This is a genomic window from Agromyces sp. GXQ0307 (assembly GCF_044769845.1).
Lineage (GTDB): Bacteria > Actinomycetota > Actinomycetes > Actinomycetales > Microbacteriaceae > Agromyces.
Window position 1 is genome coordinate 70,197 of sequence record NZ_JBIZVY010000002.1, and the last position, 13,053, is coordinate 83,249.

Genomic DNA, 13,053 nt, shown 5'->3' on the forward strand with positions numbered 1-13,053 from the left:
CGTCGAAGGGAGTCGACCTAGGAGGCGAGCACCTCGTCGAGGACGGTCGAAGCCTGCTCCTCGTCGGTCTTCTCCGCGAGCGCGAGCTCGGAGATCAGGATCTGGCGGGCCTTCGCGAGCATGCGCTTCTCTCCGGCGGAGAGACCGCGGTCCTGATCGCGGCGCCAGAGGTCGCGCACGACCTCGGAGACCTTGATCACATCGCCCGAGGCGAGCTTCTCGAGGTTCGCCTTGTAACGGCGCGACCAGTTGGTCGGCTCCTCGGTGAAGGGGGCTCGCAGCACCTCGAAGACCTTGTCCAGGCCCTCCTTGCCGATCACGTCACGCACGCCGACCAGGTCGACGTTCTCGGCGGGCACCTCGATCACGAGGTCTCCCTGCGTGACGTTCAGCTTGAGGTAGAGCTTCTCTTCGCCCTTGATGATGCGTTTCTTGACTTCGACGATCGTTGCGGCACCGTGGTGGGGGTAAACGACGGTCTCGCCAACCTCAAAAAGCATGAATAGACGTCCTTTCGGCAAATTTCAGGATATCACACCGAGGTAGTGCTAAGGTTCCGCCTCCGCTCCCGAGGAGGCCCGACGCCGTAGGCTACACTCGACTCGATCCCACGCGCGCGGGTCGCATTCCGCTGCGCGCACGCTCGTCCTTGGAGGTTCTGTGAAGGCGCGTCTCGCGGCATCCGCTGCCCTGGCTCTCGGCATCGCCATCGGCGGCAGCGGCTGCGCCATGCTGACCTACCAGGCGACCACCGAGAAGTACGACGCGAGCGACGGCGTCTCGGCCGACGTCGGCGCCCTCGACGTGCGCAACGTCCTCGTCGTGAGCGACGAGGGCGAAGAGGGCAACCTCGTCCTGTCGGTCACGAACACCGGCACCGACGACGAGACGCTCTCCGTGCAGTTCGTCGACCAGGGCGACACCTTCGAGATCGACGTCGACGGCGGCGAGACCGTCTCGCTCGGCACCGCCGAGGAGGAGCCCCTGCTCATCGAGAACCTCGACGCCGAGGTCGGCGGTCTCGTCTCCGTGTACCTCCAGGCCGGCAGCGCCGAGGGCGTCGAGATCAACGTGCCCGTCCTCGACGGCCGCCTTCCCGAATACGAGGACCTGGTCCCGTAAGGGGCGGCCCGTCAGGACCCGAAGACCACGAGAGCGGATGCCGCGGCGCGAGCCGCGGCATCCGCTCCGCTCGTTCCCGGCTATGCCTCGAAGCGGTAGCCGAGCCCGCGCACGGTCACGAGTTGCACGGGCTCGGACGGGGTGACCTCGATCTTCGACCGGATCCGCTTGATGTGCACGTCGAGGGTCTTCGTGTCGCCGAAGTAGTCGCTGCCCCAGACGCGATCGATGAGCTGGCCCCGCGTGAGGACGCGACCGGCGTTGCGCATGAGGAGTTCGAGGAGCTCGAACTCCTTGAGTGGCATCGCGACCGCCTCGCCGTCGACCTCGACGGTGTGGCGGTCGACGTCCATCCTGACGCGGCCGCCCTCGATGACGGCCTCGTCGAGGTCGTCGGGCTCGATGCGGCGGCGCAGCACCGCGCGGATGCGCGCGAGCAGTTCACGGGTCGAGTACGGCTTCGTGACGTAGTCGTCGGCGCCGAGCTCGAGTCCGACGACGATGTCCACTTCGGAGTCCTTCGCGGTGAGCATGATGATGGGCACGTTGGATCGCTGGCGGATCTCGCGGCACACCTCGGTCCCGGGAAGACCGGGCAGCATGAGGTCGAGGAGCACGAGGTCGGCGCCGTCGCGGTCGAACGCGCCCACGGCGGCGAGTCCGTCGGCCGCGACCTCCACGTCGTAGCCCTCGCGCTCGAGCAGGAAGCTCAGCGGGTCGCTCAGCGCGATCTCGTCCTCGACGAGTAGGATGCGGGTCACTCTCGGTCTCCTCGGGATGGCGCGGCCGGAAGTGCCGCGGCGATACGGGTCCTGGCGTCCTGGGCCACGGGTGCCGGCGCGTCGGAGTCGGGTTCGGCGACCTCGGCGGGGTCGCGCGCGATGGGCCGCTCGGCGAGCGGCAGTCGGATCGTGAAGGTCGAGCCGCGCCCGGGGCGCGACCACACCCGCACGTCGCCGCCGTGGTTCTGGACGGTGTGCTTGACGATGCTGAGGCCGAGACCGGACCCGCCGGTGTTGCGCGAGCGCGCCTGATCGACGCGATAGAAGCGCTCGAACACCCGGTCCAGATCCTCCGGCGCGATGCCGATGCCCTGGTCGGCGACCGAGATCTCGACGGCGTCGTCGTCGACGATGACGCCGACGCCGACCCGCCCGCCCTCGCTCGAGTACGCGATGGCGTTCGAGATCAGGTTGTGCAGGGCGACGACGAGCAGGGCCTCGTCGCCGTAGACCTCGGCGCGCGACTTCGCCCGCACGGCGACGTCGACGCCGCGTGCCGCGGCGACGACGCGGTTCTGGTCGACGGCGGCCGCCACGACACGGTCGACGTCGATGAGCTCGTCGCGGCGGAGGGCGTCGCGCGCCTGGAGCCGGGAGAGTTCGATGACCTCGCCGGTGATGTGCGCCAGCCTCGTCGACTCGACGCCGAGCCGGTCGGCGAAGCGGCGCACCTGGTCGGGTTCGTCCGCAGCCTGTTCGAGTGCCTCCGCGAGCAGGCTCACCGACGCGATCGGCGTCTTCAGCTCGTGGCTGATGTTGGCGATGAAGTCCCGGCGCACCTCGTCGAGCCGGTGCGCCTCGGTGCGGTCGTCGGCGAGCAGCAGCACGAAGCGCGTGCCGAGCCGGGCGACGCGGACCTGGAGTCGCATGGTCGCGTCGCCGAAGGGCCCGCGCGGGAGCTCGATCTCGAGCGCGACGGGCTCGCCCGTGCGTCGCACGTCGGAGACGAGCTCGACGAGCTCGGCGTGCGCGAGCATCTGGTTTCGCACGAGGCCCATCGCGAGGGCGCCGGGCGACGCGCGCAGCACGTTGTTGGACGGATCGAGGACGACGCCGGCGGACTCCAGCACATCGAGCACCTGGTCGACGCCGTCGGGGATCGTCGGTGCGACGACGCGAGCTGCGCTCTGGCCGCGGCGTTCGGCCATGTGCAGCACGACCGTGAACCCGGCCCCGAGGAGGATGCCGAAGGTCAGCGCGACCAGCACCGACCAGGTGGAGTCCATGGCACCACCCTAACCATGCGGTCACCCGCGTTTCCCCCGGGTGGACGCCGGGCGGGGGTAGGTTAGGGAGAGTTCAGCAGCACGGCACCTGCCGTTCACCTTCGACGGCGAGGATGTCGCGTGCCGGTCCGAGACCGGTCGTCCCGCGTGCCCGTCGTGGGAGCCCGAGACCATCGAAGGGGTCAAACACATGCGTGAGGTGTTCCAGCAGGAACTTCGCGAGGTTCAGGACGGCCTCGTCGAGATCGCGACGCTCGTCGCCGAGGCCATCGAGAAGGCGACGCGCGCGTTCAACGAGTCGAACGTCAGCCTCGCCGAGGAGGTCATCGCCGACGACCACCTCATCGACCAGCGCGCGCAGGCGCTCGACGAGCTCGCCATCACGATCCTCGCCCGGCAGCAGCCCGTCGCCCGCGACCTGCGCATCGTCGTCAGCGCGCTGCGCATCTCGGCCTCGCTCGAGCGCATGGGCGACCTCGCGACGCACATCTCGCAGCTGGCACGGTACCGCTTCCCCGACAAGGTCGTGCCGAAGTCGCTCCGCCCCACCTTCATCGAGATGGGCGCCCTCGACGTCGAGATCGCGAAGAAGCTCGTCACGCTGCTCGAGAGCGAGGACGTCGAGCTGGCCAAGGCGATCCGCAACGAAGACGACAAGGTCGACGCCCTGCACCTCTCGGTGTTCGACAAGGTCCTCGGCGAGACGTGGAAGGGCCAGGCGGTCGACACGGTCGACTCCACCCTCGCGAGCCGGTACCACGAGCGCTTCGCCGACCACGCCGTCGCGATCGCCCAGAAGGTCGACTACCTGGCCACGGGCGACTGGGTGCCCGAGCCGGTCTGAGCTCCCCGGTCGTCGCCGGCCCGACTGCACGGCGACGCGGCGAGGGCCGAGCGGATGCGACATCCGCTCGGCCCTCGCGTCGTTCTCGGACGGACTACTTCTTGCCCTGCGCGGCGACCGCCGCGGCACCGGCGGCGGCAGCCTCGGGGTCGAGGTACTCGCCCGGCTTCGTCGGCATGAAGTCGTCGCCGAGTTCGTAGACGAGCGGGATGCCGGTGGGGATGTTGAGCTCCGCGATGTCGTCGTCGGAGATGCCGTCGAGGTGCTTCACGAGGGCGCGCAGCGAGTTGCCGTGCGCGGTGACGAGCACCGTCTTGCCCGACTGCAGGTCGGGGATGATGTCGGACTCCCAGTACGGGAGCATGCGCGCGATGACGTCCTTCAGGCACTCGGTGCGCGGCATCTCGTCGTCGGAGAGGTTCGCGTACCGAGGGTCGCCGACCTGCGACCACTCGGCGTCATCGGCGAGCACGGGCGGCGGCGTGTCGAACGAGCGACGCCAGAGCATGAACTGCTCCTGGCCGTACTTCTCGAGGGTCTCCGCCTTGTCGAGCCCCTGGAGCGCCCCGTAGTGGCGCTCGTTGAGGCGCCACGAACGGCGCACGTCGATCCACGAGCGGTCGGCGGCCTCGAGGGCGATCTCGGCCGTCTGGATCGCGCGGGTCAGGACGGAGGTGTGCAGCACGTCGGGAAGGACTCCCTTCTCGACGAGCAGCTCGCCCGCGCGCTTCGCCTCGGCGCGGCCTTGGTCGCTGAGCCGGACGTCGACCCAGCCGGTGAACAGGTTCTTCTGGTTCCAGTCGCTCTGGCCGTGGCGCAGCAGCACGAGGGTGTAGACCATGCGCCCCAGCCTAGCGACCCCGGTCGAGGGGCCCCGCGGCGAGGTCGTCGGGTGACGGATGCCTCGGGCGAACGGATGCCGCGGGCGAACGGATGCCGCGGGCGCGACGGGCTGCGACACTGGGAACATGCCGGTCGGATCGATCACGCGCGGGACGACGAACACGAACCGCCTGCGCCGCGTCGACCGGTGGATCGCCGAGCAGCCGGCGTTGCGCAGCGCCGCGGATCCGCTCGTCGTCGACCTCGGCTTCGGGTCGAGCGGCGTGACCGCGTTCGAGCTCGCCGCCCGGCTCCGCCCGGTTCGACCGGACGTCCGGGTGCTCGGCCTCGAGATCGACCCGGCGCGGGTGCGTTCGGCGGGCGCCCAGCTCGCGGACGTGCGCGCCGGTCGCACCCCGTTCTCCCCCGACCTCCCCGTCTCGTTCGGCCTCGGCGGCTTCGAGGTCCCTGTCCCCGGCGGACGGCGCCCGGCCGTGATCCGCGCCTTCAACGTGCTGCGCCAGTACGACGAGGCCGACGTTCCCGCCGCGTGGGCGCGCATGGCCGACCGCCTCGCGCCGGGCGGCCTGCTCGTGGAGGGCACGTGCGACGAGCTCGGTCGCATCTCGAGCTGGGTGGGCGTGACGGATGCCGGCCCGCGGACGTTCACGATCAGCCTCCGCCTCACCGGGCTGGACGCACCGTCGGTGGTGGCCGAGCGGCTCCCGAAGGCGTTGATCCACCGCAACGTGCCCGGCGAGCGCATCCACGAGCTGCTCGAGGCGCTCGACCGCGGCTGGCGCGTGCACGCGCCCCTGTCGGTGTACGGTCCGTCGCAACGGTGGATCGCCCTCGTCCGCGACCTGCGCGAGGCGGGGTGGCCGGTGCTCGGCGGCGTGCGCCGCTGGCGGCTCGGCGAGCTCGGGCTCGACTGGACATCGGTGGCGCCGCGCTGAACGGCCCGGATCGCGCGTCCGACCTCGGGCCCGGGCCTCTCAGTCGCCGGGGAGCAGGGCGCGCGCCTCGTCGAGACCGAGCCCGGTCGCGGTGAGGAGGTCGACGAGGTACGGACGCATCGCGGCGAGCGTGTTGCGGTCGCCCTGCGAACCGTCGGGGAGGATCGCGACGGGATCGAGGTGCCGGAGGATCTCGGCGAAGCCCTGCCTCGCGACCGGCTGCTGGGAGACGTCGCGCAGCGACTCGTCGAGCACTTCGACGGCGACCGCGATCCGGGCGACCACGTCGGCGATCGCCTCGCGCGGTCGGCCGTCTCGGAGCATCCACTCGACCCGCCGGGCCACGATCCGGAGGTTGCGCGTCGCGAGGTCGACGCCCGAGAGCATGGCCCGCTGCCGCTCGAGGTCGAACCTCGCCCGGCGGACGATCGGCGACAGGCGCGCGATCGCGATGCCCGAGTCGACGCTCGCGGTCCAGGCCTCGACCGCGGGCTGGGTGGCGCGCGCCCGCGACAGGGCCCGGCCCGCGGCATCCGCCCCGCCCTCTCGCAGCGCCGCCGCGAGCTCCAGGAGCACCGCGACGTGCTCGCCCAGCAGGCGCCGGCCGTCGCGGAGCGCCGTGCGGCGGGGGTCGCGCGGGATCACCGCGGTCGCGAGCAGTGCGAACGCGCCGCCGACGAGGGCGTCGAGCGTGCGGACGAACGGGCCGCCCTCCGGCGCCGGCACGAGCATCACGAGCGAGCACTGCACCGCCGCGGCGATCGCGAACGAGGCGTTGCCCGAGAGGAAGCGCGCGACCGCGAGCGTCACCACGAGCGCGAGCGCGTACTGCCAGATGCCGCTGCCCGCGACGAGCAGCAGCACCTCGGCGAGCGCGATGCCGAGCGTCATGGCGATGACGGTCTCGAGCACCCGGATCGGCCGGGCGTCGCGGACGAACCCGAGCGAGGTGATCGCGACGAGCGCCGAGATAAGGGGCTGCTCGTGCCCCACCACGAACAGCGAGAACGCGTACGCGGCGATCGCCGTGACGGTGATCTGCAGGATCGCCGGCAGCGAGTCGCGCAACCGCCCGAATCGCACGGCCAGTCGGGTCGCCTCGCCGGGCGACCGGGTCACGGGCGGATGCCGAGTCTCGGCAGTCGCGGCACCTCGACGGCCGCGGCGGCACCCGCCGGCACGATCTCGACCTGCGCGGCGGCGACGTCGATGCCGTGGCTCTCGACGATGAGCTCGAGGTCGGCGGGCACGGCCCGCTTGACGACGGCGAGCGCGATCGGGCCGAGTTCGTGGTGCATGGCCGCGGAGGTGACGGAGCCGACCGCTCGACGCTCGGGCTCATCACCCGGAGCGGGCTCGGGCCGGACCTTCAGCCCGACGACCGGGTCGCCCCGCTTCGGCAGGATCGTGTCGCTGCCGTCGAGGTGCAGCATCACGAGCCGGCGCGGCGGACGGCCGAGGTTCACGACCTTGGCGACGGTCTCCTGCCCGCGGTAGCAGCCCTTGTTCAGGTCGACCGCGCTGCGGAGCCAGTCGAGTTCGTGCGGCAGCGTGCGCTCGTCGACCTCGGTCGCGAACCGCGGACGCCAGGCCGCGATCCGGAGCGCCTCGAGCGCGAGCGCGCCGGCGACCCCGACCGCGCCGTCCCGGACGTGCGCGACGAGCGCGGGCAACGACGCTCGGGGCACGATCGCCTCGGCATAGCGCCAGTCCGCGCCCGCGTGGCCCGATTCGGGTGCGTATCCGTATCCGCCGGGCAGCACCTGACGCCACGGGTCCCGCCAGACCAGGGCTCCGTCGGGGAGCTCGACCGGGAAGTCGTCGCCGCGCGGCATCGCCCCGACGACGGCGAACGCCTCGCTCACGTCGGCGACCTCGACGCGCAGCATGAACCGCATGCGGTCGAGCCACGTCGCCAGTGCGGGTGCCGCACCGCCCTCGAGCACCAGCCAGGTGCGCTCGCCGTCGTCGACGACGTGCGCGGCGTGCTCGACGTGACCCGCGGCGTCGAGGAAGAGCGCCTCGGCGCTCTCGCCGGGCGCGAGGTGATCGAGCGCCCGGCTCGCCATGGAGTTCAGCCACGACCTCCGGTCGGGTCCGGCGACGGTGATGACGCCGCGGTCGGACCGGTCGACGATCGCCCGCCCCTCCTCGAGGCGGCGCTGCTCGACCATCGGGTCGCCGTAGTGCGCGGCGACACCCGCGTCGGGCGGGTCGCCGACGACGGCGCCGGGCAGGGCGAGGAAGGGCGAGCCGGTCATCAGTCGACCTTCGCGAGCCGGGCCGACGCGTGCGTTCGCAGGTCCTGGCCGAGCGCCGCGATGTCCCATGCCCACAGCAGGTGGTTCTCGACGAGCCCGTAGAGCCGTGTCGCCGCCGCGTACTCCTTCGCACCGGCGGTGCGCATGACGGCATCGGTCGCGAGGTCGATGCGCGGACCCTTGACCTGGCCGAGGTAGAGCTCGCTGACGCCGCCGGGGTGCACGATCGAGACCTCGAGGTCGAACCCGCCGGCGTCGTTGCGCAGCGTCTCGACCGCCTCGGCGTCGGGGAAGCGCGTCGCGCCGACCGCGGGGAGCATCGCCGGCCCCTGGTCGCCCGCGCCGAGGGGGCGGGCGAGCCGCCAGTAGCCGGTCTCCGCGGCGAGCGGCGTGGGCTCGCCGTCATCCGTCGACGGGAAGAGCCAGGTGTACGACGTGTAGTTGAGGTAGGGCAGCCCGTCGTGGCTGAAGCTCACGCGCTGCCCGAACTCGTGGGTGACCGAGCCGTCGCCGATGGCGTAGTCGATCACGCCGGAACCCTCCCAGACCCCGATGAGCCAGGAGAGCGGAACGAGCTCCGCGGGGAGGTCGACCGGCAGTTCGATCACGGTCTAGCGCTGCCCCTTGAAGAGCTTGTAGACGACGACGCCGCTGATCCAGGCGATCGTGAGGCTCGCGAGACCGAGCAGGCCGATGAAGAAGAGTTCGAGCGCGAGCAGCGAGGACATGGTGCGAGTCTACCCGGTGCTCAACCGAGGACCGGCAGCAGCGCGAGCGCCCCGACGGCCACCGGAACGACCGCGCCGGCGATCGACGCACTGGCCCGTCCGACGTAGCCCTGGGGCCTCCGCGACGCCAGCTGCAGGAGCAGTGCGGCGATGACGGATGCCGCGAACACCATGCCGAGCACCCCCAGCGCGGCGTACGGGCCGGAGTCGTGGAACCAGACCCGTGTGCCCGACCAGGCGAGGCCGACGACGACGGCCGTGCCCGCAGCGGAGATCAGCCAGACGATCGGCACCGACCACCGAGCGAGGCCCGCCGCCGGAGCTCCTGCGTCGTCCTGCGTCACGTCGATCCCCATCTCCGTCATCCGCCGTACGGCGTCCCGTAGTATTGACCGCACCTTACTACTGGAGGGTGTGCGTGGCGCAGCTGCTGATCCTGACGCCGGCAGCAAACGAAGACGTTCTCCCGGCCCTGTCTCTCCTGACGCATCGGGTGCGCGTGATCCCGGCGTCACCCGATCAACTCGTGCGCGCTCCCGAGGCCGACCTCGTCTTCCTCGACGCCCGCACCAACCTCGCCGGTGCGAAGGCGCTCGCCCAGATCCTGCGCACGACCGGGCTCTCGGTCCCGCTGATCCTCGTCGTCACCGAAGGCGGCCTCACCGCGGTGACCTCCGACTGGGGCGTCGACGACGTGATCCTCGAGCAGGCGGGCCCCGCCGAGATCGACGCACGGATCCGGCTCGCCCTCGGGCGGGCGCAGGCCGCCCAGCCCGCCGAGCGAATCCAGACCTCCGGCGTCGTCATCGACGAGGCGAGCTACTCGGCCAAGGTGCACGGCCGCACGCTCGACCTCACCTACAAGGAGTTCGAGCTGCTGCGCTTCCTCGCCGCTCACCCGTCGCGGGTGTTCACGCGCGAGCAGCTGCTCAGCGAGGTCTGGGGCTACGACTACTTCGGCGGCACGCGCACCGTCGACGTGCACGTCCGACGGCTCAGGGCCAAGCTCGGCGACCTCGACAGCCTCATCGGCACCGTCCGCAACGTCGGCTATCGCTTCAATGTGCACGAGGACGACGAGCAGGACGCGAACGTCACCGCCCGGTGACCTGCGCTTCACCACCGTGCCACGGCCCGGTGGCATGATGTGTGGATGACTGCGGAGAGCACCCTCGACGAAGACCGCACCGCGAGCGACTTCGACGACGACTTCGAGCCGCTCGACATCGACGGCGCGCCCGAACTCCTCGCCGAGCGCTACCTCGACCGCGAACTCAGCTGGCTGGCGTTCAACCAACGGGTGCTCGAACTCGCCGAGGACCCCCGGTTGCCCGTGCTCGAACGCGCCAACTTCCTCGCGATCTTCGCCTCGAACCTCGACGAGTTCTTCATGGTCCGAGTCGCCGGCCTGAAGCGCCGCATCAACACTGGCCTGGCCGTCCCGACCAACGTGGGGCGCACCCCCCACGAGGTCCTCGCCGACATCTCGAAGAAGGCGCACGAGCTCCAGTCGCGCCATGCCGCCGCGTACCAGGAGCTCGTCAAGCCGGCGCTGGCCGAGGCCGGCATCCGCATCGTCTCGTGGGACGAACTCGACGAATCGCACCGGGAGCACCTGCACGGCTACTTCAGCTCGCAGATCTTCCCCGTGCTCATGCCGCTCGCGGTCGATCCCGCCCACCCGTTCCCCTACATCTCCGGCCTCTCGCTCAACCTCTCGGTGCGCGTGCGCAACAGCCGAACCGGGCGGCAGGAGTTCGCGCGCGTGAAGGTGCCGCAGATGCTGCCGCGGTTCGTGCGCGTCGACCCGACCGAGTCGGTCGAGGATGCGCGCTACATCGCGCTCGAGGAACTCATCTCGAACCACCTGGGCGACCTCTTCCCCGGCATGGAGGTGCTCGACCACCACGTGTTCCGCGTGACCCGCAACGAGGACGTGGAGATCGAGGAGGACGAGACCGAGAACCTGATCAAGGCGCTCGAGAAGGAGCTGCTGCGTCGGCGGTTCGGGCCCCCGATCCGGCTCGAGATCTCCGACGACATGGACGACGTGACGCTCGGCCTCCTGGTCAGGGAACTGGATGTCACGGAGCAGGAGGTCTACACCCTGCCCTCGCCGCTCGACCTCGGCGGGCTCTTCGACCTCGCACGCATCGACCGACCCGAGCTGCACTACCCGACGCATGTGCCGACCACGAACGTCCAGCTGCAGCCGTCCGAACCGAACCGGCAGGCCGACATCTTCGCCGCGGTCGCCGACAAGGACGTGCTGCTGCACCACCCGTACGAGTCGTTCGCGACGAGCGTCCAGGCCTTCCTCGAACAGGCCGCCGCCGACCCCGACGTGCTCGCCATCAAGCAGACGCTCTACCGCACCTCGGGCGACAGCCCGATCGTCGAGGCCCTCATCGACGCCGCCGAGGCCGGCAAGCAGGTCCTCGCGCTCGTGGAGATCAAGGCGCGCTTCGACGAGGCGGCGAACATCACGTGGGCGCGCAAGCTCGAGAAGGCCGGCGTGCACGTCGTGTACGGGCTGGTCGGGCTGAAGACGCACTGCAAGCTCGCGCTCGTCATCCGCCAGGAGAAGGACGGCCTCAAGCACTACAGCCACATCGGCACGGGCAACTACAACCCGAAGACCAGTCGCATCTACGAGGACCTCGGCCTGCTCACCGCCGACGACCAGGTCGGCAAGGACCTCACCCGCCTGTTCAACGAGCTCTCCGGCTACGCCATCGAGAAGAAGTTCAAGCGCCTGCTCGTCGCGCCCCTGCACCTGCGCAAGGGACTTCTCAAGCTGATCGCGCAGGAGACGCGGAACGCGCAGGAGGGCAAGCCCGCCGGCATCCGCATCAAGGTCAACTCGATGGTCGACGAGGCCATCATCGACGCGCTGTACCGCGCGTCGAACGAAGGGGTGCCGGTGGAGGTGTGGGTTCGCGGCATCTGCAGCCTGCGGCCCGGCATCCCCGGACTGAGCGAGAACATCCGGGTCAGGTCCATCCTCGGCCGCTACCTCGAGCACTCGCGGATCTTCTCGTTCCGGAACGACGGCGACCCGGTCGTCTACATCGGTTCGGCCGACATGATGCACCGCAACCTCGACCGCCGGGTCGAGGCACTGGTCCGGCTCACGGATCCCGACCACGTGAACGCGATCGGCGAACTCTTCGACGAGGCCATGGACGAGCACACGGCATCGTGGTGGCTCGACGGGGACGGAACGTGGACCCGGCACTCGACGGATGACGCCGGCCGCCCGCTCGACGACCTCCAGCACCTCCGCATCCAGCGCGTCGCGCAGCGCTCCAAGCGCGCGGCCCAGCGCGCGACGCGAGCGGCGCGCCGATGAGCCAGGTCGCCACCGCCGTCTACGCGGCCGGCGCCGTCTGCTGGCGCGTGATCGACGGTCGCATCCACGTGCTCGTCGTCCACCGCACGGTCCACGGCGACGTGACGATCCCGAAGGGCAAGGTCGACCCGGGCGAGACGCTGCCGCAGACCGCCGTGCGCGAGATCGCGGAGGAGACCGGCCTCGTCGTCGGGCTCGGCGTGCCCGTCGGCGTCTCGCGGTACCCGCTCCCGAGCGGTCGCGAGAAGATCGTGCACTACTGGGCGGCGGAGGTCACCGAGAAGGCGGTACAGGCATCGACGTTCCGGCCGAACGCCGAGATCGCCGCGCTCGAGTGGGTCACGATCAAGCGGGCACGCGGGTACCTCACTTACGGCCCCGACCGCGAGATCCTCGACAACTTCTCCGCGCTCGTCGACCAGGGCGTCACCGAGACGTTCGCGCTCATCGTGCTCCGGCACGGGAAGGCGCAGACGAGGTCGTCGTGGAAGGGGGCGGACACGGCGCGCCCGCTCGTGGAGCGGGGCGTGCAGCAGGCCGCGGCGCTCGTCGACACCGTCATGGCGTGGAAGCCGAAGAAGATCGTGTCGAGCCCCGCCGTGCGGTGCGTGACCACCGTCGCCCCGCTCTCGGCCAGACTGGGAGTCGCCGTCAAGCGCGACGACGGCATCAGCCAGGACGCGTGGGAGTCGGGCGAGGACGAGGTGCGCCGCGTGATCGGCAAGCGGGTGCGGGTCGGCAAGACCGCCGTGATCTGCGGGCACGGCCCCGTGATGCCGGAGATGATGCGCGAGATCGCTCTGGCGACGGGCACCCCGCTCGGGTCGTACGTGACGGATGCCGCGAGCCTCGAGGTCGGCGCGTTCAGCGTGGTGCACCTCTCCTCCTCCAACCCGTCGTCGGGCATCATCGCGATCGAGACGCACGCACCCGCCGTGTGAGGATGGACCCGTGAATCGC

Annotated in this window: 14 protein-coding genes; 6 read left to right on the plus strand and 8 right to left on the minus strand. The window is 70.8% G+C overall.

Annotated elements, in window-relative coordinates; genetic code table 11:
* Nucleotides 1-17 precede the first annotated feature (17 nt).
* Nucleotides 18-500, minus strand: a complete 483-nt coding sequence (locus ACIQH8_RS05675; RefSeq protein ID WP_067948714.1) for a CarD family transcriptional regulator — start codon at nt 498-500, stop codon at nt 18-20.
* A gap of 160 nt (nt 501-660) precedes the next feature.
* On the opposite strand from ACIQH8_RS05675, the gene ACIQH8_RS05680 reads away from it, so the two are divergent.
* Nucleotides 661-1,122 carry a hypothetical protein gene (locus tag ACIQH8_RS05680; RefSeq protein WP_400995889.1) on the plus strand — a complete coding sequence of 154 codons (462 nt, stop codon included), beginning with the start codon at nt 661-663 and terminating at the stop codon, nt 1,120-1,122.
* Between the two features lie 80 nt (nt 1,123-1,202).
* Here the strand turns inward: ACIQH8_RS05680 and ACIQH8_RS05685 are convergent, their stop codons facing one another.
* Complete coding sequence (locus ACIQH8_RS05685) at nt 1,203-1,883, minus strand: response regulator (protein ID WP_400995892.1); 681 nt, start codon at nt 1,881-1,883, stop codon at nt 1,203-1,205.
* Nucleotides 1,880-3,130: a sensor histidine kinase gene (locus tag ACIQH8_RS05690; RefSeq protein ID WP_400995894.1), complete on the minus strand. Its 1,251-nt coding sequence runs from the start codon at nt 3,128-3,130 to the stop codon at nt 1,880-1,882. Before ACIQH8_RS05690 ends, ACIQH8_RS05685 begins: the two co-directional genes overlap by 4 nt.
* 190 nt (nt 3,131-3,320) lie before the next feature.
* Here ACIQH8_RS05690 and phoU point away from each other — a divergent pair, with 190 nt between their 5' ends.
* Nucleotides 3,321-3,974 carry a phosphate signaling complex protein PhoU gene (phoU, locus tag ACIQH8_RS05695; protein WP_400995896.1) on the plus strand — a complete coding sequence of 218 codons (654 nt, stop codon included), beginning with the start codon at nt 3,321-3,323 and terminating at the stop codon, nt 3,972-3,974.
* 94 nt (nt 3,975-4,068) lie between these two features.
* Here the strand turns inward: phoU and ACIQH8_RS05700 are convergent, their stop codons facing one another.
* The gene (locus tag ACIQH8_RS05700) at nt 4,069-4,815 is read right to left on the minus strand and encodes a phosphoglyceromutase (RefSeq protein ID WP_400995899.1); all 747 of its coding nucleotides are present in this window, start codon (nt 4,813-4,815) and stop codon (nt 4,069-4,071) included.
* 127 nt (nt 4,816-4,942) lie between these two features.
* Between ACIQH8_RS05700 and ACIQH8_RS05705 the strand changes: the two genes are divergently transcribed.
* Nucleotides 4,943-5,752 carry a class I SAM-dependent methyltransferase gene (locus tag ACIQH8_RS05705; protein WP_400995901.1) on the plus strand — a complete coding sequence of 270 codons (810 nt, stop codon included), beginning with the start codon at nt 4,943-4,945 and terminating at the stop codon, nt 5,750-5,752.
* 39 nt (nt 5,753-5,791) lie between these two features.
* Here the strand turns inward: ACIQH8_RS05705 and ACIQH8_RS05710 are convergent, their stop codons facing one another.
* From ACIQH8_RS05710 to ACIQH8_RS05725, 4 genes are all read right to left on the minus strand, one after another.
* Nucleotides 5,792-6,871 (minus strand): aromatic acid exporter family protein, encoded by a 1,080-nt coding sequence (locus tag ACIQH8_RS05710; RefSeq protein ID WP_400995903.1) that lies wholly within the window; start codon nt 6,869-6,871, stop codon nt 5,792-5,794.
* Nucleotides 6,868-8,013: a YgfZ/GcvT domain-containing protein gene (locus tag ACIQH8_RS05715; RefSeq protein ID WP_400995906.1), complete on the minus strand. Its 1,146-nt coding sequence runs from the start codon at nt 8,011-8,013 to the stop codon at nt 6,868-6,870. Before ACIQH8_RS05715 ends, ACIQH8_RS05710 begins: the two co-directional genes overlap by 4 nt.
* Entirely contained in the window at nt 8,013-8,621 is a 609-nt protein-coding gene (locus tag ACIQH8_RS05720; RefSeq protein ID WP_400995908.1) for an FABP family protein, read from the minus strand. Before ACIQH8_RS05720 ends, ACIQH8_RS05715 begins: the two co-directional genes overlap by 1 nt.
* A 140-nt stretch (nt 8,622-8,761) precedes the next feature.
* Nucleotides 8,762-9,097 carry a hypothetical protein gene (locus tag ACIQH8_RS05725; RefSeq protein ID WP_400995910.1) on the minus strand — a complete coding sequence of 112 codons (336 nt, stop codon included), beginning with the start codon at nt 9,095-9,097 and terminating at the stop codon, nt 8,762-8,764.
* A 62-nt stretch (nt 9,098-9,159) separates the two neighbouring features.
* Here ACIQH8_RS05725 and ACIQH8_RS05730 point away from each other — a divergent pair, with 62 nt between their 5' ends.
* The 3 genes from ACIQH8_RS05730 to ACIQH8_RS05740 are packed head-to-tail and all read left to right on the plus strand — an operon-like array spanning nt 9,160 to nt 13,034.
* Entirely contained in the window at nt 9,160-9,849 is a 690-nt protein-coding gene (locus tag ACIQH8_RS05730; RefSeq protein WP_400995912.1) for a DNA-binding response regulator, read from the plus strand.
* A 45-nt stretch (nt 9,850-9,894) separates the two neighbouring features.
* On the plus strand, nt 9,895-12,093 hold the full coding sequence (locus ACIQH8_RS05735; protein ID WP_400995914.1) for an RNA degradosome polyphosphate kinase: 2,199 nt from the start codon (nt 9,895-9,897) through the stop codon (nt 12,091-12,093).
* Nucleotides 12,090-13,034, plus strand: a complete 945-nt coding sequence (locus tag ACIQH8_RS05740; RefSeq protein WP_400995916.1) for an NUDIX domain-containing protein — start codon at nt 12,090-12,092, stop codon at nt 13,032-13,034. Before ACIQH8_RS05735 ends, ACIQH8_RS05740 begins: the two co-directional genes overlap by 4 nt.
* Nucleotides 13,035-13,053 lie beyond the last annotated feature (19 nt).

Coding starts and splice junctions, on each gene's coding strand:
- ACIQH8_RS05700 (WP_400995899.1), bottom strand. CDS start 4,815: ATGGTCTACACCCTCGTGCTGCTGCGCCACGGCCAGAGCGACTGGAAC.
- ACIQH8_RS05725 (WP_400995910.1), bottom strand. CDS start 9,097: ATGGGGATCGACGTGACGCAGGACGACGCAGGAGCTCCGGCGGCGGGC.
- phoU (WP_400995896.1), top strand. CDS start 3,321: ATGCGTGAGGTGTTCCAGCAGGAACTTCGCGAGGTTCAGGACGGCCTC.
- ACIQH8_RS05715 (WP_400995906.1), bottom strand. CDS start 8,013: ATGACCGGCTCGCCCTTCCTCGCCCTGCCCGGCGCCGTCGTCGGCGAC.
- ACIQH8_RS05740 (WP_400995916.1), top strand. CDS start 12,090: ATGAGCCAGGTCGCCACCGCCGTCTACGCGGCCGGCGCCGTCTGCTGG.
- ACIQH8_RS05705 (WP_400995901.1), top strand. CDS start 4,943: ATGCCGGTCGGATCGATCACGCGCGGGACGACGAACACGAACCGCCTG.
- ACIQH8_RS05675 (WP_067948714.1), bottom strand. CDS start 500: ATGCTTTTTGAGGTTGGCGAGACCGTCGTTTACCCCCACCACGGTGCC.
- ACIQH8_RS05690 (WP_400995894.1), bottom strand. CDS start 3,130: ATGGACTCCACCTGGTCGGTGCTGGTCGCGCTGACCTTCGGCATCCTC.
- ACIQH8_RS05735 (WP_400995914.1), top strand. CDS start 9,895: ATGACTGCGGAGAGCACCCTCGACGAAGACCGCACCGCGAGCGACTTC.